Here is a 22,764-nt window from a genome sequence, read left to right on the forward strand (position 1 = left end):
TTTAGGACATACAAAGGATTGATATGAAAAAAGCATATTGCATTCTATTTTCCGCCCTACTGATGGTCGCCTGCGGTGACGACAATTCTTCATCTGCAAATGACCAGGAACTTTCGTCTTCTTCAGAAGAAGTTGCTATCGAATCGTCTTCGGACGAGGAAATCGTCAGTTCGTCTTCTGAAAAAAAAGAAGAACAGAATTCTTCTTCAAGCGTTCAAGAAGCAAGTTCTTCTAGCGACAAGGCTGAATCATCATCTAGCGTTCAAGAAGCCAGTTCCTCTAGTACAGAAAATGAACCGCCTTCGTCATCCTCATATAATCAAAGCATTTCTGATATCGGCGACAACAAGATTGTCATAAAGCAGATTCCTACTTTCGGCGAACTAGACGGCAAGCCCTATTTTTATACAACACAGCCAAGATGCATTTACAAAAATGGCACATTCACCTTAAAGGCGGACACCTCTGACAACGCCTATTTCTATGCGATTGCCAACGATACACTCACTCTTAACCATGTGGATTTAGACATTATCCTTGCGGGGACTTATGAAGAACCCAACGCAAAGGAAACCTATTACGGAAAGAATACAGCACTCGAAAGCGAGTGGGAACATCTTTGCTATTACAGCCTAAACGGCGATTATACCAATTGTAAACAAAGCTATTCCTATCTTATAACAAAGGACACCATTTATATAGTCCAAACATATCCTTTCAATTATGACTACGAAATATTTGAAATTATCGAAAAAATCTCGCACACAGAACTCGGGCCTTACGACGAAATGAGCGACGCAGAAAGGGCTTTAAAATATGCAGATAACGGAATTACCGTAAATTCCTCAGGTGTCAAGACACTCATAAATTTTAAAGACAAGGGAGCAATATCCATCGATGAATTAACAAACAAAATTATAAATAACAACGAAACAATTTATACAAAAATAGTCATATCTACAGATAAAAAAGAATGCGTTTTAACATCAGAAAGGACTCCTGTCAAATCGTCAAAATACTGTTCCGAAGAATATCTTCCCTATCTTCAAATTGACGATTACGACGGATATGTTTCAACTTACGCAAAAGGCAACCAAGAAGAATTCGACGCCTGCCTAGAGAGCCTATTTGATTGAGTTTTGATCTAACACAAAATATTCGCCATCATGGTTTCAAACGCCTGCTGCTTGCAGTTTCGGGCGGGTTGGATTCCATTTGCCTAGCGCATTATTTCATTGCAAACCGCGAAGCGCTCGGCATTGAATGGCTCGGAATTGCACATGTGCATCACGGGCTGCGGGTCGGAACAGCTGACCGCGACGCCGCTTTTGTCGAGACGTTCGCGCGCAAGTATAACGTTCCATTTTTCTTGAAACGTTTGGATGGCGAATCGCTGAAAAATGCCGAAGGCTCGCTAGAAGAAAACGCACGAGACGCCAGGTACAAAGCGCTGGTCGAGATTGCTCTGGATCCTTCTCCCCGCAAGGGGGATCATGGATCACTAAGGGCTGAAGCCCAAGTGACCAAAGAGACTCCGTTACACTCCGCTCAGGATGACACACTCCACACAGCACACCCCTCACCTCACACCCCATACCTCAAAGGGAGCGAAGCGACCGACCCCATACCCCATACCACAAAGCAACCGAAGGTTGCGGCCCCACACCTCAAAGCAGCTGAAGGCTGCGACCTCACACCTCATCCCTCATTTGTCATTGTCACGGCGCACCATGCAGGCGACCAAGCGGAAACCATGTACATGCGACTCCGCCGCGGCACAACCCTCGCCGGGTTACGCGGGATTCAAGAAGTTCGCGTTCTAGACGAAGCCTCCCATACCCCAAAGCAACCGAAGGTTGCGACCCCATACCTCAAAGCAGCCGAAGGCTGCGACCTCATACCTCGTGCCCCATACATCAAAGGGAGCGAAGCGACCGACCCCACACTTCACACTCCACACCTCATCTACCGTCCCTTCCTTTCCGTCACCCGCGCAGACCTCCTCTCCTACGCCCGCGAGCATAATCTCACATGGTGCGAAGACGAAAGCAACACCGATGTAAAATTTGCACGGAACAAGACGCGGCACGAATATCTCCCCCACCTGGAAGAAACCAACCCAGGGGCAACAATGCAGCTTTGCAAGGTTGCCAGGCTTGCCGATAAGGCATACGCGAAAGTGATGGAAAAATGCAACGAGTTGTTCAATCCTATTGTGTCTCTTGAAAAGGAGATGCCCGAACTAGTCGGGCATGACAAATCACTAGATCTTTCGACTCCGCGATGCTCCGCTCAGGATGACACTTCTCTCACAACTCGTCCCTCATCTCTCATCTCGTTGAACAAAAAGGCGCTCCGCAAAATTTTTCTCGCCAACGCCGACGCCGACCTCTCCGAAATGTTCCGTTTATGGCTTTCGGAGCAGGGATTCCGCTTTCCGATTGGCTTCTTTTACAGCCAAACGGAGCCCGCCCATGTTAAAATTCCCGTACGAGCCGCTTACCGCAAGCGAGCTATCGCCAAAAACGGCTCTACTGTCAGGATTTGCGAATTTGAAAGCGTTGAGGCAGCCCTAAAATTTGTATCTTGCAAGTGAACGTATAAAAGGAATTTATGAGTCAACCTAAACCGACCCCTCCCTACCGTAGCAAGAACTTTATCATTTTACTGGTGATGATTCTTTTGTTGTTCGTCATGTTCCCGCTCGCAGGGAAAGACGGCAACTCGGACATTACGCGCACCGAATTTTTGGCCATGATGGGTGACTCCACCAAGGTGATTACCGAACTCACCTTGCAAAAGACCCCCGATGGCGTGATTATTGAAGGCAAGCGCGAAATGAGTGCCGAAGAAAAGGCCGAAGCGAAAAAGAACCAGAGTGCTCTCGCCCGCTTTACCAAGTCAGCCGACAACGGCAACACCAAGGCATTCCGCAGCCACATGCTCGAAGTGAGCAACGAACAGATTACCGCATGGGAAGTCTACAAGGGCGTGAAGGTTAAGGTCATCCACGAATCTAGCACCTGGCTCGATACACTCGTAGCCTTTCTCCCCGTCATCATCCTAATTGTTTTCTTCTACTTCATGATGAATCGCCAGATGGGAGGCGGAGGCAAGAGCCCCTTCAGCTTTGGCAAGAGCCAAGCCCGCCAGCTCAACGGCAAGCAGAAGACTACCTTTAACGACGTGGCCGGCTGCGACGAAGCCAAGCAGGACTTGCAGGAACTCGTGGAATTCCTGAAGGACCCGAAAAAGTTTGATGCCCTCGGCGGACGCATTCCGAAGGGCGCTTTGCTGGTTGGCCCTCCGGGTACCGGTAAGACGCTTTTGGCCCGTGCCGTTGCAGGCGAAGCAGGAGTACCGTTCTTTAGCATGTCCGGTTCGGACTTTGTGGAAATGTTCGTGGGCGTGGGCGCAAGCCGCGTGCGCGACCTCTTTGAAACCGGCAAGAAGAACGCTCCGTGTATTCTGTTCATCGACGAAATCGACGCCGTCGGTCGCCAGCGTGGTGCTGGTCTCGGTGGCGGTCACGATGAACGCGAACAGACCTTGAACCAGTTGTTGGTGGAAATGGACGGCTTTACCGCCAACGAAGGCGTGATTTTGATTGCCGCCACGAACCGTCCGGATGTGCTCGACAAGGCACTGCTCCGCCCGGGCCGCTTTGACCGCCAAATTGTGGTGGGACTCCCCGACCTGAAGGGCCGCGAAGAAATCTTGAAGGTTCACCTGAAAAAGCGCAAGGTGCCGCTGGCCGACGACGTAGACGTGAAGTCCGTTGCCAAGGGAACCCCCGGACTTGCAGGTGCAGACCTTGAAAACCTGGTGAACGAAGCAGCCCTTTTGGCCGCACGATTCAACAACAAGAAGGTCACGATGCTCGACTTTGAAGAAGCCCGCGACAAGCTCAGCATGGGAGCCGAGCGCCGCACGCTCCTGATGACCGACGAAGAAAAGCGCCACACCGCCTACCACGAAGCAGGCCATGCCCTCATGACGCTCTTGTGCAAGCATTCTGACCCGCTCCACAAGATTACGATTATTCCGCGCGGCCGCGCCCTCGGCGTGACCATGAGTCTGCCCGAACGCGACCAGGTGAGCTACAGCCGCGAATACGCCGAAGAACGCATCATGATCATGATGTCAGGCCGCCTCGCCGAACTCATCTTCTTCAACCACCAGAGCACGGGTGCGAGCAACGACATTCAGCGCGCCACGGAGCTTGCCCGCAAGATGGTGACGGAATGGGGCTTCGACGACGAAATCGGGCCGGTCTGCTACAGCCGCACCGACGGCGAAGTGTTCCTCGGTCGCGAAATTTCCAAGCCGAAAGAAATGTCCGAAATGATGGCCGAAAAGATTGACAATGCGGTGAACAACCTCATCAAGCGTCTGGACCAGGCCGCCAAGAAACTCATCGAAGAAAACAAGGACAAGCTGATTGACCTCGCCGAAGCGCTGTTTGAATTCGAAGTGCTCGACCGCGAAGAAATTGACCGCGTGATGGCAGGCGAAAAACTGACCGGCACCAAGAAGAGCCGCCAGTACAAGGCGCTCGAAGAAATGGAAGAAAAGAAGAAGCGCGAAAATACGCCGCCACCTGACCCGGGCAAACAGCCACCGGTCGCACCGGTCACTGATGCACCCGTAGCCGAAATCAAGCCTGCTCCCGCCACCGGAACCACTCCGGCGAATGATGGCGAAGCCCATACCGAAACGCTAAAGTCTTCCGAAGAACCGAAACAGGAAAATTCGTAATGTTCAAAGAAGTTCTGGAACACAGCCGCGCGCTCCCCTGGAAAATCGGGAACAAGGTTCTGCCTTGCAAAACCCCGCTGATCATGGGTATCGTGAATGTGACTCCGGACAGTTTTTTTGACGGCGGCAAGCACAACAAGCCTGACGCCGCTTACGAACACTCCCTGATGCTCCTGGAGCAAGGCGCTGAAATCTTGGACATCGGTGGCGAAAGCAGCCGCCCGGGAAGCGCCCCCGTTAGCTTACAAGAAGAACTGGACCGAGTCTGCCCCGTGGTGGAACGCCTTGCCAAACTCGCCAAGGAACGCAAATTCTACATCTCGGTCGATACGGTCAAAGCAAAGGTTGCTGCCGAAACAATGAAGCTCGGAGCGCACATCATCAACGACATTAGCGCCTGCGCCATGGACCCGAACATGCTCCAGACGGTCGCAGACACCAAGGCCGCCGTAGTCCTCAACCACATCCGCGGAAACTTCGGCACCATGCAGCAGGACTTCAAACCGTACACGAACGTGGTGCAGGAAGTCCGCGAAGAACTCTTGTCGCAGGTGAAAAAGCTTTTGGACCTCGGTGTCGAACGCGAAAAAATTTGCATCGACCCGGGCATCGGATTCGGAAAAACAGCGCAGGACAACATTGACTTGATGAAATCAACTGAAGAATTCCTGAAAGACGGCTACCCCGTTCTCATCGGGACCTCGCGCAAGTCCTATATTGGTAAAATGCCCGGCCTCGAAAATAGCGATCGTCTGATTCCGACCGTTACGGCAGGAATCGTTGCCGTACTCGGTGGCGCCAGCTGCATTCGCGTGCATGACGTGAAAGAGGCCAAGGAATCTCTGCTTTATTTGGAGGCTCTGAGAACATGATTCTGTTTAAGTTATTCGGGATTATCGATGTGCGTCCGGCAGATATTCTGGACGTGCTCCTGATTTCGATTATCATTTACTACATCTTCTTGCTGTTCCGCGGCACCCGCGCCGCCCAAATGATTTTCGGTGGTTTACTTTTGATTCTCGCCTGGATTATTGCGCAGTGGTGGGAACTCCATACCGTCGTGTGGCTTATCAGTAACCTTGCAACCCTCGGCATTATCGCGCTTGTGATTCTTTTCCAGCCCGAAATTCGAAGCGCCCTCACCCGTATCGGTCAGGCCGCCAGCAAGCTCGACTTCCACAACCTATTTTTCCATTCCAGCGGTCTCGACGAAATCACCAAGACAATCGCTAGCGCCTGCCAGGACTTGGCAAAAACGCACACGGGAGCCCTGATTGTGCTTGAAAAGCGCGTGGGCCTGCGTAACTACGCCGACACCGGTGAAATCTTGGACGCCCGAATCAGTTCTAGACTTTTGCGCGCCCTCTTCTTCCCGAATTCCGCTTTGCACGATGGCGCAGTCATCATGAACACCAAGCGCATTATTGCCGCCGGCTGTATTTTGCCCATGCCCACCGGTAACGCCGAAAAAGAAGCGGGCTACGGCATGCGTCACCGCGCCGCCAAGGCATTGGCTGCCGAATGCGACGCGCTCGTTATCGTCGTATCCGAAGAAACGGGCTACATTTCCATTGCCTACCGCAACAGCCTGCGCCGAAACATCAGCGTAGGCGAACTCAAGCAAGAAATCATCCGCCACTGGGGCGAACTCTTTAACGACGTGCGAGAAACCGCGAAAACAGAAATTGCGGAAGAAAGTGCGAGGAACTGAGGTTTGAGGTCGCTTCGCTTTGAGGAATGAGGAATCTAAGGAAAATTTTATGACTGAAAAAAACAACGAAGAGCAGTTGAAGAATAAACGCAAGAAAAAGAACATCGCCATACTGGTGCTGATGTTCCTTTTGCTGGTCACGCTCTTTTTGGTACAGTGCCACTTGGACCAAATCAAACAAGACGCGCTAGCCAAGGAACAGGAAACAGCCCTTGAAATGCAGCGCCGTCATACGCTCGACAGTCTCCGCGCTCTCGAAAAGGCTCGTGCCGACAGTATCCGCATGGCAGATTCCCTTGCCAAGCTCAACGCAGACAATCTCGCAGACAGTTTGCGTATTGCCGACAGCCTGCGCGTAGCAGACAGCCTCGCGGCCATCAAGAACAATGTGAACCGCGACAGCATCCGCCATGTACGCGACAGCCTGAACCGCATTAAGGACAGCCTCGCCGCCATAGACAAGGCCCGCGCCGATAGCCTACAACGCATCGCAGACTCCCTCGCTGTCATCGAAAAGGCGAAAGCGGATTCACTCGAAAAGAAACGCATCCAGGACAGCATCCGCGCTGCAGACCAAGTTCCGCCCGTTGCCGAAATCGCACCGCCCGCAGGCCGCTACTACGACCCCATCAAGCTCAAGGTCAAGTGCGAAGAAATCAAGTGCAAGACTTTCCTCTCTATTGGCGACACGCTGAATCCCATTGATGCAGGCAAAGCCACCGAATACAACAAGACCGGTTCCGTATTCTACTATGCTGTCGACTCCGTAGGGAACCGCTCCGCATGGCAAGAAGCCAAGTACGACATGGCATCTGACAACATCTGCGGCAAGAACGCCTACCCCGTTCCCCTCGGCGGCAAGACCGTTTGCGTGGACGCCTACGAATACCCCAACAAGGCCGACGAACTCCCCCGTGACATGGTGAGCCAGGAACAGGCCGCAAGCCTGTGCCAGCAAGAAGGCAAACACCTGTGCAGCCTAGCCGAATGGCAAGCCGCCTGCAAGAGCAAGGACAACACGCGTTACAGCTACGGCGACAGCTACAAGCAAAACAAGTGCAACACCAACACCAAGGCCGCCAAGCGCAGCGGCCGCAAGGAACAGTGCCGCAGTTGGTATGGCATGTACGACATGAACGGAAACCTTTGGGAATGGACTTCGACCACGAGCAAGGATCACCCGAACATGTACTTGGTCACCGGTGGAGCCTGGAACACCAACAACGAAAGCAAGTGCACCGACAACAAGTTCAGCTTCTACCCGCAGAACCAGTACCCGAATGTAGGGTTCAGGTGCTGCAAGTAACCCTTAAGAGCTACAAAAACTACTGTTTCTGATTATTCTCCAGTTTCGACTGGAGATTTTCTATGCGTTGCTCAAGGAGCTTCGTGATTTCAGGAAGAAGATTGTCCTTGATGCGGTCCAGATACAGGCACTGCAGCTGAATCATGCGGTTGCGATGGCGACCCGCATGTTCCTGAATCCAGTGACTGACTGCAATCTGACGATCCTGCATGCGTTCCTGCAAGACCTGCTTGATATAGGTCGTCTGCACCGACATGTAGCGCTGCATGTTGAAAGGCAGCTTGTAGGTGCGAATGAATTGCTTGAGAAGTTCCAGCAGAGAAAGATTCTGCGACTTGCGTTCCTGAATGAAATTGCGCAATTCTTCGATATGGCACTCAAAGAAAGGCATTATGGCTTTATCGTCTATCTGATAAAGTTCCAGTTCATCCTGCTTTTTTGTCGCTTCATCAACGGCCATGCTCTAAATTTAAAAAAAATATAAAGATTTATGCTTTTTTCTTAATAAAAAAGCAAAATATATCATTTTCAGACTTTTCCGGCCTTTTCCCATCAAGAAAAACGATACCTTCGGTCCCCGGATGGAGTCGATCGACATCTTCGCCCTTGAAATTCTTCATCGAAGAAACTTCACAAGGAAACTGTCCCGAAGGGGTCATCAATTCAAGGGAATCGTCCATGCCGAAGGGGTTCTTCACATTGACACGGCAGGAATTCGTCGCCTCGTCATAGCCGAGCACCTGGGCTGCGACACATCCCCCCGGAGCATCCTCGTGGGTCGATTCATAGTTCTGCGGCAAAGGTCCGCGCATGAATCCAGGCATAAAGCCGCGGCCATCCACAAATGAAATCGCCCGGCGCGATTCCTCGGGTATTTCAAGAGGTTTTCCCGATTCAAGTTGCTTTTTGCAGGCATCGATCGCCATGCGGTAGGTGCGAACCACCTGACTCAAATAGTAGACCGACTTGGTGCGGCCCTCAATCTTGAATGAATCAAGTCCCGCTTTCATCAGGTCGGGAATCACTTCGAGCGCACAGAGGTCACGGCTGCTCATAAAGTAGGTGCCCCAGGTGTCTTCGTCCAGTGCGATCGGAGGCAACTCTTCGCGGTCGGTGCGTTGCAGGCTAAATTCGCCCACATGCTCCTGGTAGTCTTCGCACTGCGGCTCGGGATTGGCATACAGGCGGTACGGCATGCGGCAACTATTGTCGCAGGCACCCTGGTTTGCATCGCGGCGGGTCACCCAGTTGCTCAGCATGCAGCGGCCAGACATAGACATACAAACAGCCCCATGGACAAATACTTCCAATTCCAGGTCTGGGCAGCGCTCCTTGATTTCTACGATTTCCGACAATCGCAGTTCGCGGCTCAAGATAATGCGGCGCACCCCGAGCCCCTGCCAGAACTGGGCGGCCAGATAATTCGTCGTATTCGCCTGCACCGACAAGTGAATCTCTACTTCGGGACGGACCTTGCGAATCCAGCCGACAAAGCCGGGATCGGCCACAATCAGAGCATCGGGTTTCAAGTCTATGGCTGAAAGGAGAGCCCTTTGGAAAGCCTCCACCTTGACGTTTCGCGGAATCACATTGCTCGTCAAGTAAAACTTCTTGCCTAGGCGATGCGTGTATTCGATGCCTTCGGCTAAATCGTCCAGATTCTTAAAGCCATTCTCGCGGGCCCTAAGCGAAAAGGCGGGCTGACCCGCATAGACCGCGTCGGCACCATACGCCAAGGCGTATTTTAGACGAGTCAAATCGCCTGCAGGAGCAAGTAGTTCAAACATAGGCGCCTACCACTTGAATCCGGTACGCAGATACACCTTTTCGTCGTTAAACAGGGTTATCTCGCCCAAGAAGAACACATACTGCCCTTCATAACTAACAGAAGGAGTCAGCGAATATTGCATTTTTGCCCCGTCCAGGAACTTCTTGTGGATCTTCATGTGGTCGCGACGCGGAGTCGTATCGTTGACCGCGCTACCGTAATCCGTACCCTTCCAGAACCAGGTGTTACGAAGAGAGGCAAATACACGGTGGTCAAGGCGTCCATACACCGTCGCATCCACAGTCTGGCTATTGGGACCGGCCTGGCTTCCGAGCGGGCGTCCCAGATGCGCCATCTGAGCCGTGTTTGCATGGAAATGCGAATACACATAAGGCTCGATGCGGGCATATTCAGCAATAAAGCCCGATTCCAGCAAGTGGGACTTGATCTTGAAATCATGGGCGCCATGCATACCCGCCATCCAAGCCCACTTGGCTTCGATATTGTCGTTCTTCACCAGGCTCACGGGGCTTTCCATGTCGTCGAGGTAGAATTCCGTATAGAAACGCAGCGAATTGAACAGACGGTAATTGAAGTCAAACGCAAGGGAGCCATTGTTGCTGTCCTCGGAATAGTTGCCTTTTTCCATGAACAGGGGTACAGTCGCCACGAACAGCCAGGGTTTCAGGTTGTCGTACTGTATCTGAAGTTCGCTGATACCGAATGTAGCATTCCCCACCGCAAGTTCATAGCGATGGCCAAAAATGTTGCGGTTTTCATCCTTGTTTTTCATGCTCATGCTAGAATAAATACGCAAGTCGCCGTAGAACGAAACAACGCGCAACGGACCAAACTGCATATCGAGCGTAAGCATGTTGTAGGGAAGCGCAAACTGGTTCAGACTCAGGTTGTTGTAGTAGCCAGGGCCCCAGTGCATCACATCGCGGCCAAAGTCCAGACGCAGCCAATCGTAGTTCAAGGCAATATGCGTGCGGTAGCGGGCGTAGCTCGTGTATTCCAATCCCGAATTGTTTTCTTCTTTTTGGACTTCCAGAAATTCACCGTCAAACGACTGCGGCTTATCGGCAGAATGGCCTTCATCGTAAATACGGGCATCCAATACGAAATCAACCGAATCCGCGAAGCCGCGCAAGTACATACCACCATCAATGGCGGGCCAAACTGTATCGCCCAGAGCCTCGCCACCACGGTAATCGATACCACCCACAAGGGACATCGCCACCGCAATGCGGGGCTGTGAAACAGAGTCCGCCCTTCCGTGCCCAGAAATAGACGCACCATTTGCATTGTCATAATACAGCAAAGCATTCTTTTCACTTTCCACAAAATTCTTGCGGAATGTCGTATCGCGGCGCGGGTAAGCAAAAAACTGGCGGCCCTCCCCCATCGTTACATGGTGCAGTTCAAACAAGAGTGGCGAATTTTCAAGCAGTCGCAAGTTGCGGACATTCTCGGGACCATGCACAGGCGAAGCTGCAAATGCAGACAACGAAAACAACGTTACCGCAAAGAATGTAAACGGTAAGGACAAATGAATTTTCATAAAAGGCTCGGATTCAATACTATTGAAACTACATCCAGCTACGTTCAGAAGTACCCGAAATACCGCGAATCTTAAGATCGAAGTCATCGGGGTTCGTCGCGGCGGCCATGGCCGTTTCCAGAGAAATCTGATCGCTTTCGTAAAGGGCCAGCAAGGCCTGGTCAAACGTCTGGCTATGGTACTGCATGTGGCCTTCGGCAATGGCCTGTTCAATCAGGTCATTCTTGTCCTTGTCTTCGATGTATTCCTGAATGGCAGCCGTATTCACTAGAATTTCGGCAGCCGGCACACGGCCCTTGCCATCCTTGGTGGGCAAAAGACGAAGCGAAATAATACCCGCCAGAACTTCGGAGAGTAGCAGACGGATTTCGTCATGCTGGTGCGGCGGATACATCGAAAGCACACGGTGGATCGTTTCAGTGGCGTTCGTGGTATGGATTGTCGCAAACACCATGTGGCCCGTATCGGCAGCAGTCATAGCAATCTGCATGGTTTCAAGGTCACGGATTTCGCCCACCAGAAGCACATCGGGGTCCTGACGGAGCGCCGCGCGCAAGGCGTTCGCATAAGAAAGCGTATCCACGCCAATTTCACGCTGCGAAATGATTGACTTGTTGTCGCGATAAAGGTATTCGATCGGGTCTTCGACTGTAATGATGTTCACCGATTCGTTTTGGTTGATGTAATCCAGCATCGCAGCAAGAGTCGTCGACTTGCCGGAACCGGTCGTACCGGTCACGAGCACCAGACCACGCTTAGTGAGCGACATTTCACGAATTACATCGGGAAGATGCAAATCTTCGAACGCAGGGATTTTCGCCTTGATATGGCGGATCACCACAGCAATCGTTCCACGCTGCCGGAAAACATTCACACGGAAGCGTCCCATGTCGCGGGCACCCACAGCAAAGTCGCATTCCTTGTTTGTTTCAAAGCGCTGCTTCTGGTCACGGTTCATGATATCATCCAAGAAGGAATCCATCATCAGCGAGTCGACACGAATATCAAAGGGGCGTTGCAAGGCGCCATTGATACGGTATACAGGCGGAACGCCCACTCGCAAGTGCATATCGGATGCACCGCGATTCACCATTTCGCGAAGCAGCTTTTCAATGCGGAGCTGCGGTTGCTGATCAGCCATTAAGCTTCACCCCCAAACTTATCGTTGTAAAGTTTTTCCACCTCTGCAAGGCGCTTTGCAATTTCTTCGTTTTCAGGTTCCTTTTGAGCCAGATCCTTGTAGATTTCAAGAGCCTTGGCATAAAGTCCCTGGTCAAAGTAGATTTCAGCCAGAGTGCGAGTATTCAGGCTTTCATCCAAGTCCGTGGCACCGCGATCAAGCGGAGCATCAGGATTGTTGATAAGACCAGCAGAAATTTCATCATCGGAATCCCCCGACATCAGAAAATCGACACCCTTGTTGGACGGCTTGCTTTCTTCGGAAAGCGAATCATCGTCCATATCGAAAAGGCCCTTGAATGCACCCGAAACTTCAGATTCCAAGGAATCGAGATCCGAAGCAGGTTCAGACTCGGCCTGAACAGGTTCCTGTTCTGCCGGAGCCGCATCAGGTTCGGCAGGGGCTGCTTCAGATGGGAGCTCCAGGTCATCCTCTTTTCCGAACAAATTATCAAAGGAATCGTCGAGATCCTTTGTGAGTTCATCTTCCTCGGCCTTAGCAGAAACATCGTCTGCAATCGTAGTTTCGGGCTCAACCGCTTCTTCAGGCTGATCCGTCTGCGCCGGAGTCTCAGGCAAGTCGAGATCATCGTCCACATTGCCAAACATCGAAGCAAAGGCCCCGCCCATTTCCTTGGCCAAGTCCGAAGATTCGGGCTTCGTTTCTGGGAGTTCCAATTCTTCTTCGGCCTGGTTTACCTGGTCTGCCAAAGAAACGCTTTCTTCTGCAGTTTCAGCAGGGGCGGCACTTTCCAATTCTTCAGCTGGCTTTTCCTCGGGAAGGTCATCTTCGGAACCAAACAGGGAATCGAAAGCGTTATCGACGCTGAACGCATTATCTGCAGCGGGTGCAGCATCTTCAGGTGCCGCAACTTCGGGAGCAAGATCTTCGGAAGGTTCATTCAAGTCCGCAACGGGTTCTTCAGCCGGAGCAACCGGTTCCTCAGGAAGTTCCAACGATTCAAGTTCAGCTTCGTCCAGAGAGTCTGCAGAGCCTTCTTCCGTTGCAGGGGCTTCGTCTTCAGCCACAGCAAGGTCTTCTCCAAGCTCAGCGGGAGCATCATCAATAGCGGAAGATTTATCAGCCACTTCGAGCGTTTCAGATTCCGCGGACTTTTCAAACAGACCGCTATCCTCGGTCGGCAGTTCATCTTCACCAAAGATTGAGTCAAAAGCATTGTCGACACTCGTCGGGACATCGTCTGCCGGAGCAGGTTCTGCAGGCTTTTCAGAAGCGGCAAGATTCATGTCCGCATCGGCAGATTTTTCAAATAGTCCACCCTCGTCGGCAGGCATTTCCAAATCTTCGGCTGCCGGTTCCGTCAAGTCGGTTGCAGGCTCTGCTAAATCAGAGATGCTTTCAGCAGAAGCAAGTTCTTCGGCAGGCTCGACATTCTGCGGCTTTTCCTCCGGAAGCTCGTCTTCACCAAAGATATCGCCGAAAGCATCGTCAATGCTCTGCGGTTTGTCGGCTGCAGGGGCTTCAGTTGCAGCAGAATCAAATGCGGCAGACTTTTCAAACAGGCCCGCATCTTCGGAAGGTTCGTCGATAGCAGACACCGTTTCAGCAGGAGCATCCTCGGTAGCAGGAGCGGTCTGCGGAAGTTCTTCGGGGAGTTCGTCTTCGCCAAAGATATCGCCGAAAGCATCGTCGATACTCTGCGGCTTGTCGGCTACGGGTGTCGAGCTAAAGACAGATTCTGCATTGGACTGAGCGTTGTCGTCGATACTAGCAGGGATATCCGGTGTTGCCGTATGAGCCGAGAACGGACTTGCGTTTTCGGTCGGTGTATCTGCTTCCAGATCGTCTTCCAAGCCAAACATATCGGAAAGAGCCGATCCCACATCGTTTCCAGAAATATTCTCTTCTTCGCCGAAATCATCTACCGGAATATCGATAGGCGCTTCGTTATTGATCGATTCCATTGCAGAATCAAGCGATGCAGATAGGTCTTCCATGGCGGAGTCGTCAGCCGAGTCACCATTGGGAAGCATGGCGGCAAGAGATGCAAACGGGTCGTCCTGGTCCGGAGCGGATTCTTCCGTAAGAGCCGCAAATTCGTCCTTAACATCACCCATGGATTCATCTGTACCAGTGGACTCAGCCATCTGGTCTACAGGGGCTTCTAACGAAGCATCCTGCAGAGAAGCGGGTTCGCTTTCGGAAAGGTTAAAGTCCATATCCGAAGTGCTGTCAGAGAAGGATAGACCCGTATCCAGTGCCGCGGCGGTAGCGGCAGCGGCAGGCGCATCCAGAACGACATCATATTCTTCTTTCCAGAAGGTATTGAGCGGATCCATATCGTGAAGGCGACGGTAGCAACGGTTGCGATTGGCCTCGTTCCCCAGCTTGTCGTAGGCATCGCCCATGATGCGCTGCGCAGCGAGGTTAAACGGATCCATCACGAGAATTTTTTCACATTCCTGCACACAAGGCTCATAGGCTTCCTGCTGCATCAGGATCTTGGAACGAACGAGCCTTGCGGCAACATCGTTCGGATAAAGCGTGAGGCCACCATCAACCCTCTGAAGGGCGGCATCCAAATTCCCCGCTTCTCGTTCAAGATCGGCTAACCAGGCAAAAACCATGGAATTGGCATTTTTCTTGCCTACGGATTTTTTGAGAGAATCCAATGTTACCGGCATATTCACCTCTTAGAGCAAAATGGCTTCGTCCGCCAAAAGGACAGGAATCCCTTCGCGAACAGGATACACCCTGGAACCATCCTCGGTCGTCAAAGCCTCGGTCAGGATTTCAGAAACTTTTTCACCGGATACGTTCTTGAGCGTTCCGGCAGAAATTGCGTTATTCACCTTGGCGACGACATCATCGGACGCCAATTTAAGCTTTCCCCTAGTCACAGGGCAGCAAAGAATATCCAAAAGAGTTGTATCGAACATAACACCTTAATAATCAAATACTTACACAAAAAATAACATCATTTTCGTGCAATGTGTAAATAAAAAGCAGAATTTATGGATTTAATGCAGGTATTTCAGGTTTACCAGGGCATAATTGCCATCTTTTCCGTTGCCAATCAGCAAAAATACCCTGAGGCCAAGGCTATCGAGCCATTTGATGTCAAACGGCTCCCTGTATCCCGAAAAATTGGAAACGACCAGGAGTTCCCTGCAGCCGGTCCGGTTGCAAATGGACTCCATTGAAGACACGTTACCCAACAGGTGCTGACGGTTTTCTTCGGAAATCATTTCTGGCTCGGAACTCACACAGCCAAGAATTTCGATGCCGGGAATCACGTTGTAACGGTCGAACCAGTTGTTTAGAGAATCTTCGCGGCCACCAAGCAAGATGGAGCGGTGGCGTTTTTTGGCAAAGATGCGGTAGAAATAGTTTATCCAAAATGCGATACGGCGCCAGGCAAGGAGAGCGAGCGGGATAAAGAGGCAGGAACACACGACATAGACGCACCAGCCAATATTGGGATAAATTGTAGACCTGTCTCCTGGGTCATAAGAAAATTGTGCAAAGTAACGGAACGCCTCATACCCCCCAACAGCAAGAAGGTTCAGCGGCACAAGGTACCGCAAGAACTTTTCTCCCTTGAGGCTGGATTCTGTGTATTCCCCACGGAAAACAAGAAAGACCATATTAATAATGGCGACCAAGCCGACAAGCCACCAGTCTTCAAACTTAGTTATAACCTCTATGGATTTCTTAATGGAAGAAAAAATGTATTCATCGTTTCCCAAACCGGGCAAAAATACAAGAGCCCATACAGCTACCACGCCCAAGTCCAGAAACATCTTCCAGAACTTCGGGATAAGGCGCGAGAACATGCCCACGAAAGCCGCAAACATGATACCGAAAGACACAAGGAAATTCGGGACAAAGTAAAGGTCCTTGTGCTTACGCACAAAGATAAGCATCGCCTTGTAGAAATCCAGGTAGGAATCCCAGCGGCGGGTACGGCAGCTCTGGCCCTTGAAATGCAGAATATTCGTCGAAGGCGTGTAGTAGTTCTTGCAGCCGGCAACCTTCGCCCTGAAACACAGGTCCAAGTCCTCGCCGTACATGAAAAAGTCCTCGTCGAAACCGCCCAGCTTTTCGTACAGGTCGCGACGCATGCAGAAGAACGAGCCACTGATGGCATCCACCTCGGTCACTTCGTCCGGGTCGGCATACGTCATGTTGTAGCTTGCAAGGGTCTTGTTCTTCGGGAAGAGAGCGGCAAGGCCAATCGTCTTCGAAACCGCGGAAACAATCGTCGGGAACGAACGGCGACAGGCCCACTGGAGCGAGCCATCCTCATTCAGAATACGGCAGCCCACCGTTCCCGATTCAGGGTGCTCTTCCATGAAGTCGAGCACCTTGGTAAAGGAATCGCGAGAGACAACCGTATCGGGATTGATAAAGAACAGGTACGGCTTGGTTGCACGTTTTTCGGCGAGGTTACAGCCCTTTCCAAAGCCCAAGTTTTCCTTGGAATCAATCCATTCCACTTCGGGGAAGAAATGCCTGATTTCGGGCAGAATCGGCTCGACCGAGCCATTATCAAGCACAATAACCTGCGCATCGATACCCTCGCATGCATCGCGAACGGACTTCAGGCACGCGGGAATGAAATCGCAGGAATTATAGGCTACAATGATAATGGAACAGGAATACATGAGCGCTAAGCAAGTCCTAGGCGAAGTTTGAGCACCAGGAAGAAGGCTTCGGAGATAATACCACCGCTCATCTTGGAGGTTCCGCGGGTGCGGTCCGTGAAGATGATGGGAATTTCCTTGACGCGGAGGCCCTTTTTCCAAATCTTGAAGGTCGTCTCTATCTGGAAGCAGTATCCGTCGCTTTTCATCTTGTCCAAGTCGAGCGCCTGCAGGGCCTCGCGGCGGAAACACTTGAAACCACCCGTGGCATCGCTAATCGGAAGTTTCGTCACAATGCGGGTATAGACATTTGCACCGTAGCTGAGAATCAGGCGGCGCAGGTCCCAGTTCACCACGCTGATGCGATGCGCCTGGTAGCGACTGCCGAGAACGAGGTCCGCATTTTCGGCAGCTTCCAAAAAACGGTTCAAGTCAGCTGGGCTATGGCTAAAGTCGGCGTCCATCTCGAAAACGCGTTCATAGTCCCTTTCGAGCGCCCACTTGAAACCTGTCACATAGGCAGAGCCAAGTCCCATCTTTCCCTTACGGCGCAGCAGGTGAATACGGGGATTCTTCTTGGTCTCTTCTTCGACCATGTCGCCCGTTCCATCGGGACTGCCATCGTCGACCACCAGGATCTCCAGGCATTCGTTCTGTTCGAGAATTGCCGACATAATGAGCAGGATATTTTCCTTCTCGTTATAGGTAGGCACAATCACTAAGCTCTTCGGGTACGCCATAAACAACAACTCCTAACCTAAATCTACAATTTCGCGAATGCTTTCGGCCACCGGGTAGCTCTGTTTTTTGCTGCCATTCATCATTTCACCCAAAAGTCCAAGTGAAATGAACTGCACCCCCATCACCAGCGAGAATCCCCCCGCCAAAAGGAGCGGCCTCACATGGAGCGCACCCGTTTCAAACCATTCGTAGCCAAAATAGCCCGAAATACCGAAACCGACAAGCATAAAAATCAGTCCCACGAGTCCAAAGAAGTGAAGCGGCTTCGAAGCAAAGCTGCGCATGAACATGAGGGACACCAAATCCAGGAATCCCGACACTAGGCGCGATACTCCATACTTGGATACGCCGTGAATGCGGGCACGGTGCGCCACAGGCATCTCGGTAATGCGGAAGCCCTGCCACTTCGCCATCACGGGGATAAAGCGGTGATAGTCGCCATACAGGTGAATAAAGCGCACCACGGAACTGCGGTACGCCTTAATACCGCAGTTGAAGTCGTGCAGGCGCTGACCGCAGACAATCGAGACCGTCAAGTTAAACAACTTGGAAGGCCAAGTCTTGTGCCACGGATCCAGTCGGCGAACCTTCCAGCCCGAAACAAGATCGTAGCCATCTTCCAGAATCTTGATCATCTTCGGAATTTCAAGGGGATCGTCCTGCAGGTCGCCATCCAAGGTCGCCACATACTTGCCGCGCGCCTTCGAAAAACCGAAAGCGAGCCCAGCCGCCTTTCCACAATTGAACTGGAAGCGGAACGCACGAACAAAGGAATACTCCTTGGAAAGGCCTTCGATGACATCCCAAGTGCAATCACGGCTGCCATCATCAATGATGATGACTTCGAACGAATAGCCCGTGGGTTCAATGGCAGCGACAATCTCCTTAAAGAGTTCAGGAAGGTTCTCGCTTTCTTCCTTGACCGGAATGACAAGACTCAAATCCATGAATATCCTCGTACCTTAATCAAACTCAATTATTTGGCAGCAACCACCGCAGGTTCCTTTGCAGAATCCTTCTCGGCGGAATCGGCCGGTTCGGCGGGAGCGCTCTCCTCGACCTTCAGGGGTTCGTCGGACATCTGCTCAATCTGGCGACCGCTCATCAAGAGACGAGCCCTACCACCATCTTCGTAAGCAGGCACATTTTCAAGGCCGCGGTTCAGCACATCTTGAGCCTTCGCCTTTTCACCGGCAGCCTCGTAAACAAAGGCTGCGGCCCAGTAGTTGCGCCATTCAGACGGGAACTGCTTCATGCCCATTTCAAGATACTTTGCAGCCGATGCGGCAAGGCTATCCACCTGAGCCTTTTTGTCGGCGGTGAACGGATGCTCGTTGCGGAGAGCGGCAATCTTGTCGCGGGCATCAAAAGAAATCTGCAGGTAGAGCGACACGTAGCCCGAAAGCAGGCGTTCTGTTTCGCTGTTGATATAGGCAGTGCCGTCACCCAGGCCACGGAACTTGAACACAGAGTCAATCAAGCCTGCCGTGTAAGCGGCGTCAAATGCATTGCGTTTCGGCGTAAGGTCACCCTTTACCAGGTTGTAGACCATGCCTTCTTGCACCATGTACTTTTCAAGGCCCATGAAGTTGGATGTACCGACCGTCGTCGAAATTTCAATCGGCTTGTCCATATTCTGAAGGGCAAGGTCAATCACGAGCTTGTGCTGCGTGAGCATCATGCCGCTACGAGTACGGGCGGCCCATTCGGTAAAGGCATCCCACACCTGGTAGTGCACCTTGAACTGCATAAGCTTGGCAGAGTCAGCTGAAGAAAGCTGCTGGCCTTCCATGGCATCGATACGGTTCTTGAGCTGCGGCATCAGGCGCTGAGCATTCTTGACCCAGGTAGAAACCTGATGGTTCGGGTTTGAGGCAGAGCTGTTGTCAAGCACCATGTCGCGGTCGATGGCAGCCTTGTCATAGCTGAGCTTAAGAATCGGTTCGTTGTCGAGCATCTGCTTGATGTACCAGTCGGTATTGCCGAGCGAGAGGTTCACCACGCGAACATCCTTACGGATACCGGCCACTTCCTGCGCAAACCACAGCGGGAAGGTATCGTTGTCACCATTGGTGAACAAGATGGCATTCGGGCGGCAGCTATTGAGCAGGTTAAAAGCGTAATCCCAAGGAACCCAGAGGCCGGAACGGTCGTGTTCCTTGTAGTTCGATACGCAAGGCACCAGGAACGAAACGAGCACAAGCAGGGCCGCCACAGGATTTGCAAAGGCGGCAAAGGAGGATGTCGCCACCAGGAACACGAGGATACCGGCACCGATACTATAGATCATGCTCATGAAAATGAATGCGGGTGTGTAGAAGTAGTCACGTTCGCGAACTTCCAGATGCACTGCATCGGGGAACGGAGCGCGGCTACCCACCTGGGCAAAGCCACTTTCAATCTTCTGCCAGTTCTGCCAAACGGCGGAATTCATATAGCCGTCAAGTTCGCGCTGCAGGTCGGCAAGACGGGCATCACTTGCTCCGCGGGCCTTGAGGGTTTCCATACGGATCTTGGTGTATTCAATGTTCTGACGCATGTCGATGAGATCGTTCGGATCCGGAAGTGCCGTGATTCCCAGGCCACGGGCATTCAGGTCAGAGACATTTCGGCTCATCACGGACACCCAGTAGTCGTGTTCACGCTGTTCCATACGGGTGCCATCGGCAAAGTTGATGTAGAACAGGAGTCCAAGAGAGCAGAGCGCATACAACGCAGAGACGAACACGCCCACATGACGGTTACGCTTCCAGACAAAGACGCAGACCATCACCAAAAGTCCGTTAAAGAGCAGGAACATCATGAACTGCGGAAGGGTCGCATCACCCATGAAGCTCATCTGGGTCGGGAACTTGATGCCAAAGCGTTCCACCGGCTGGTTGTCGTTTGCATCAAAAGTGTAGACTCCGTTTGCGTAATTCACATCGCCCACCTTGTACGGCAGGTACTGAGCCATTTGGTATCCGCCATAACCCATGTGCGGGAAGGAGAGGAACTGGTGGCTCACGCGGGAACGGCGGTAGAAGGCACGGCTGATCATGCTTTCGGAGCCGTACTGCTTACGCTCGATAAAGTTGTTGAAGGCGACCCAGTTTTCATCCTTGAAGAGGTTACCAAGCTGAAGGTTGCCCTGATCGTCGCGGATGTTGATTTCGGGGTCGTTCTCGTCGATAATCGGGTTCAGTTCCGAGCGAATCGGAATGTAAAGGTGCGTACTGTAACCGATGAGAGCAAAGAACGCAAAGGCCAAGGAAAGGCGCATGCTGCGCTGCACACCCTGGTTCTTGATGGGCTTCACCAGGCAAAGGATAGAAAGCGCAATCAGGCAAATGAACGAAATTTCAATAAAGGCGGACACCATGTAAATCACGGAGCAAAGAAGCGTACCCGTGATCCAGATGGGAATGCGTTCCACAATCTTCTTGGGTTCGGCCACGAGCAAAAGGGCGAACACGGCTGGAACCGTGAGCATCGTGTAGAGGTGGGCGCCCACGCCGAGGAAGGCTATGTAACAGATAAAGATCAGAATGCGGTCGCTATAGACTTCGTTTCGCTTGTTGTACCACACCAGGCCAAGGTAAGACACGAGCATCAAGATGAACATGGCGATGCCGTAGACTTCGGCTTCCACCGCATTAAACCAGAACGTATCGGAGAAAGTCAAAAGGAAACCGGCAACAAGGGCTGCGGTCCCAAGCACAGCGGTACGAACCTTACCCGTAATCTTTTCGGCCAGGGCGTCCGTCTTGAGCACCGTTGCCAAAAGTTCCCAAGCAAAGAGGGCCGTCACATAGACGGTTGCCGCAGAACTCACCACCGAGATGTAGTTCACGCGCTTTGCGATTTCACCCACGAACGGAAGCAACACGATGACCGCTCGGGCAAGGAACACGAAGAAAGGCGTTCCAGGAGGATGCGGTATGCCCAAGGTATTCGCGCAGGCGACAAATTCGCCACAGTCCCAGAAGGAAACCGTCGGAGCCATCGTCATGACATACACAACCAACGCCACCAGGCAGGTGATTCCGGCAAAAATATGCTTCATCCATTTTTCTTTGAGCATCTTACTTTTCCTTAGATTCGGTGACAACCATGCCACGGTTACGCATAAAGCCTGTCAAAAGGCCATTCACAAAGGTACTCGAATTGTCGGTGCTATACTTGGCAGCAATCTGCACCGCTTCAGAAATGGCGACCTTCATCGGTATTTCTGCAACGTACGAAAGCTCAACCATCGCAATGCGCAGCACAATGCGGTCCAGGGTCGCCATACGGTCGAGTTCCCAGTGGGCAGCAGCCGTCTTGATTTCTTCATCCAACTCAGCACGATGTGCCTGCACCAAATCGACAAGCTTCATCCCATACTTTTTCTGTTCAGCGTGAAGGGGCTGGGATTCAAGCACTCCCGGAAGAGCCTCCCCTGCGGTCTGGCCCGTAATTTCCATGGCATACAAAAGCTGCATGGCAAAAACGCGCGCGGGTCTATAACTAATCTTCATAATCAGGTTTCAGGTTTAAGGTTTCAGGTATGAGGTCGCGCCCTACGGTCGCTTTGAGGTTTGAGCACGGTCGCCTGTGGTTCCCTTTGAGTTCATTTTAATCGCGCCGCAGGCGCCATTCTTTAGCTCAAAGCCTTGCCTAGCAAGGCGTCCTCATCGCTCATTACTCATACCTCTTTATACAAATTTGCCATTTCGACGGCGGTAGACGCCCAGCTTGCGCCAAGGTTACCGGCCTTGAGGCCAGCACGGTTCATCGCCTGGTCCACGGTGTCGGTGGTGAGGATTCCAAGAATCACGGGGAGCTTGCCTTCGGCAGCGATATTTGCGATACCGCCGGTAGAAGCGTTTACCACCACGTCGTAGTGGCTGGTTTCGCCGCGAATCACGGCGCCGAGCGCCATCACGGCACTGTACTTGCCGCTGTCGGCGAGGCGACGGCATACGCCCGGGAGTTCGAATGCGCCCGGCACATGCACGACGGTGATGTCCTTGTCTGCTACACCAAGCAGTTCAAGCTGACGCAGAGCCCCTTCCAGAAGCTTGTCCGTCACGACCTCATTAAAACGGGCAACGGCGATTGCCACCTTGAGGCCCGTTCCATTCAGGGAATTCTTGATTTCGTTCACC

Annotated in this window: 18 protein-coding genes; 6 read left to right on the forward strand and 12 right to left on the reverse strand. The window is 52.1% G+C overall.

The window, feature by feature from the left end; genetic code table 11:
• Positions 1 to 23: 23 nt before the first annotated feature.
• The 6 genes from ACKI61_RS05440 to ACKI61_RS05465 are packed head-to-tail and all read left to right on the forward strand — an operon-like array spanning position 24 to position 7,775.
• Entirely contained in the window at positions 24 to 1,136 is a 1,113-nt protein-coding gene (locus ACKI61_RS05440; protein ID WP_407456757.1) for a hypothetical protein, read from the forward strand.
• Complete coding sequence (locus tag ACKI61_RS05445) at positions 1,133 to 2,596, forward strand: ATP-binding protein (RefSeq protein ID WP_407456758.1); 1,464 nt, start codon at positions 1,133 to 1,135, stop codon at positions 2,594 to 2,596. Before ACKI61_RS05440 ends, ACKI61_RS05445 begins: the two co-directional genes overlap by 4 nt.
• A 17-nt stretch (positions 2,597 to 2,613) precedes the next feature.
• Positions 2,614 to 4,758, forward strand: coding sequence for an ATP-dependent zinc metalloprotease FtsH (gene ftsH, locus ACKI61_RS05450; RefSeq protein WP_407456759.1), 2,145 nt, complete (start codon positions 2,614 to 2,616; stop codon positions 4,756 to 4,758).
• Positions 4,758 to 5,630, forward strand: coding sequence for a dihydropteroate synthase (gene folP / locus ACKI61_RS05455; protein ID WP_407456760.1), 873 nt, complete (start codon positions 4,758 to 4,760; stop codon positions 5,628 to 5,630). Before ftsH ends, folP begins: the two co-directional genes overlap by 1 nt.
• Positions 5,627 to 6,469, forward strand: a complete 843-nt coding sequence (gene cdaA / locus ACKI61_RS05460; RefSeq protein WP_407456761.1) for a diadenylate cyclase CdaA — start codon at positions 5,627 to 5,629, stop codon at positions 6,467 to 6,469. The genes folP and cdaA overlap by 4 nt, the downstream gene beginning before the upstream one ends.
• A gap of 49 nt (positions 6,470 to 6,518) precedes the next feature.
• Complete coding sequence (locus ACKI61_RS05465) at positions 6,519 to 7,775, forward strand: SUMF1/EgtB/PvdO family nonheme iron enzyme (protein WP_407456762.1); 1,257 nt, start codon at positions 6,519 to 6,521, stop codon at positions 7,773 to 7,775.
• Positions 7,776 to 7,794: 19 nt separating this feature from the next.
• On the opposite strand, the gene ACKI61_RS05470 is transcribed toward ACKI61_RS05465, so the two are convergent.
• From ACKI61_RS05470 to ribH, 12 genes are all read right to left on the reverse strand, one after another.
• Positions 7,795 to 8,235: a hypothetical protein gene (locus tag ACKI61_RS05470; RefSeq protein WP_407456763.1), complete on the reverse strand. Its 441-nt coding sequence runs from the start codon at positions 8,233 to 8,235 to the stop codon at positions 7,795 to 7,797.
• A gap of 28 nt (positions 8,236 to 8,263) precedes the next feature.
• Positions 8,264 to 9,562 (reverse strand): U32 family peptidase C-terminal domain-containing protein, encoded by a 1,299-nt coding sequence (locus tag ACKI61_RS05475; protein WP_407456764.1) that lies wholly within the window; start codon positions 9,560 to 9,562, stop codon positions 8,264 to 8,266.
• 6 nt (positions 9,563 to 9,568) lie between these two features.
• Positions 9,569 to 11,107 carry a hypothetical protein gene (locus tag ACKI61_RS05480; RefSeq protein ID WP_407456765.1) on the reverse strand — a complete coding sequence of 513 codons (1,539 nt, stop codon included), beginning with the start codon at positions 11,105 to 11,107 and terminating at the stop codon, positions 9,569 to 9,571.
• 28 nt (positions 11,108 to 11,135) lie between these two features.
• Positions 11,136 to 12,248, reverse strand: coding sequence for a type IV pilus twitching motility protein PilT (locus ACKI61_RS05485; RefSeq protein ID WP_407456766.1), 1,113 nt, complete (start codon positions 12,246 to 12,248; stop codon positions 11,136 to 11,138).
• Positions 12,248 to 14,932: a tetratricopeptide repeat protein gene (locus tag ACKI61_RS05490; protein WP_407456767.1), complete on the reverse strand. Its 2,685-nt coding sequence runs from the start codon at positions 14,930 to 14,932 to the stop codon at positions 12,248 to 12,250. The genes ACKI61_RS05485 and ACKI61_RS05490 overlap by 1 nt, the downstream gene beginning before the upstream one ends.
• Positions 14,933 to 14,941: 9 nt before the next feature.
• On the reverse strand, positions 14,942 to 15,187 hold the full coding sequence (locus ACKI61_RS05495; protein ID WP_407456768.1) for a Trm112 family protein: 246 nt from the start codon (positions 15,185 to 15,187) through the stop codon (positions 14,942 to 14,944).
• A gap of 81 nt (positions 15,188 to 15,268) precedes the next feature.
• Positions 15,269 to 16,915 (reverse strand): glycosyltransferase family 2 protein, encoded by a 1,647-nt coding sequence (locus tag ACKI61_RS05500; RefSeq protein ID WP_407456769.1) that lies wholly within the window; start codon positions 16,913 to 16,915, stop codon positions 15,269 to 15,271.
• A 5-nt stretch (positions 16,916 to 16,920) separates the two neighbouring features.
• Positions 16,921 to 17,634 (reverse strand): polyprenol monophosphomannose synthase, encoded by a 714-nt coding sequence (locus ACKI61_RS05505; protein WP_407456770.1) that lies wholly within the window; start codon positions 17,632 to 17,634, stop codon positions 16,921 to 16,923.
• A gap of 12 nt (positions 17,635 to 17,646) precedes the next feature.
• Positions 17,647 to 18,582, reverse strand: a complete 936-nt coding sequence (locus tag ACKI61_RS05510) for a glycosyltransferase family 2 protein (protein WP_407456771.1) — start codon at positions 18,580 to 18,582, stop codon at positions 17,647 to 17,649.
• A 29-nt stretch (positions 18,583 to 18,611) separates the two neighbouring features.
• Positions 18,612 to 21,698 carry a DUF2723 domain-containing protein gene (locus ACKI61_RS05515; protein ID WP_407456772.1) on the reverse strand — a complete coding sequence of 1,029 codons (3,087 nt, stop codon included), beginning with the start codon at positions 21,696 to 21,698 and terminating at the stop codon, positions 18,612 to 18,614.
• Position 21,699: 1 nt separating this feature from the next.
• The gene (gene nusB, locus ACKI61_RS05520; RefSeq protein WP_407456773.1) at positions 21,700 to 22,134 is read right to left on the reverse strand and encodes a transcription antitermination factor NusB; all 435 of its coding nucleotides are present in this window, start codon (positions 22,132 to 22,134) and stop codon (positions 21,700 to 21,702) included.
• Positions 22,135 to 22,301: 167 nt separating this feature from the next.
• Entirely contained in the window at positions 22,302 to 22,763 is a 462-nt protein-coding gene (gene ribH, locus ACKI61_RS05525; protein ID WP_407456791.1) for a 6,7-dimethyl-8-ribityllumazine synthase, read from the reverse strand.
• Position 22,764 lies beyond the last annotated feature (1 nt).

The organism is Fibrobacter sp. (genome assembly GCF_045601785.1).
Classification (GTDB): Bacteria; Fibrobacterota; Fibrobacteria; order Fibrobacterales; family Fibrobacteraceae; genus Fibrobacter.

Excerpts from the sequence above, each read along its gene's own strand:
- ACKI61_RS05490 (WP_407456767.1), bottom strand. The coding sequence starts at position 14,932 with ATGCCGGTAACATTGGATTCTCTCAAAAAATCCGTAGGCAAGAAAAAT.
- ftsH (WP_407456759.1), top strand. The coding sequence starts at position 2,614 with ATGAGTCAACCTAAACCGACCCCTCCCTACCGTAGCAAGAACTTTATC.
- ACKI61_RS05500 (WP_407456769.1), bottom strand. The coding sequence starts at position 16,915 with ATGTATTCCTGTTCCATTATCATTGTAGCCTATAATTCCTGCGATTTC.
- ACKI61_RS05495 (WP_407456768.1), bottom strand. The coding sequence starts at position 15,187 with ATGTTCGATACAACTCTTTTGGATATTCTTTGCTGCCCTGTGACTAGG.
- ACKI61_RS05475 (WP_407456764.1), bottom strand. The coding sequence starts at position 9,562 with ATGTTTGAACTACTTGCTCCTGCAGGCGATTTGACTCGTCTAAAATAC.
- ACKI61_RS05480 (WP_407456765.1), bottom strand. The coding sequence starts at position 11,107 with ATGAAAATTCATTTGTCCTTACCGTTTACATTCTTTGCGGTAACGTTG.
- ACKI61_RS05485 (WP_407456766.1), bottom strand. The coding sequence starts at position 12,248 with ATGGCTGATCAGCAACCGCAGCTCCGCATTGAAAAGCTGCTTCGCGAA.
- cdaA (WP_407456761.1), top strand. The coding sequence starts at position 5,627 with ATGATTCTGTTTAAGTTATTCGGGATTATCGATGTGCGTCCGGCAGAT.
- ACKI61_RS05510 (WP_407456771.1), bottom strand. The coding sequence starts at position 18,582 with ATGGATTTGAGTCTTGTCATTCCGGTCAAGGAAGAAAGCGAGAACCTT.
- folP (WP_407456760.1), top strand. The coding sequence starts at position 4,758 with ATGTTCAAAGAAGTTCTGGAACACAGCCGCGCGCTCCCCTGGAAAATC.
- ACKI61_RS05515 (WP_407456772.1), bottom strand. The coding sequence starts at position 21,698 with ATGCTCAAAGAAAAATGGATGAAGCATATTTTTGCCGGAATCACCTGC.
- ACKI61_RS05470 (WP_407456763.1), bottom strand. The coding sequence starts at position 8,235 with ATGGCCGTTGATGAAGCGACAAAAAAGCAGGATGAACTGGAACTTTAT.
- ACKI61_RS05465 (WP_407456762.1), top strand. The coding sequence starts at position 6,519 with ATGACTGAAAAAAACAACGAAGAGCAGTTGAAGAATAAACGCAAGAAA.
- nusB (WP_407456773.1), bottom strand. The coding sequence starts at position 22,134 with ATGAAGATTAGTTATAGACCCGCGCGCGTTTTTGCCATGCAGCTTTTG.
- ACKI61_RS05505 (WP_407456770.1), bottom strand. The coding sequence starts at position 17,634 with ATGGCGTACCCGAAGAGCTTAGTGATTGTGCCTACCTATAACGAGAAG.
- ACKI61_RS05440 (WP_407456757.1), top strand. The coding sequence starts at position 24 with ATGAAAAAAGCATATTGCATTCTATTTTCCGCCCTACTGATGGTCGCC.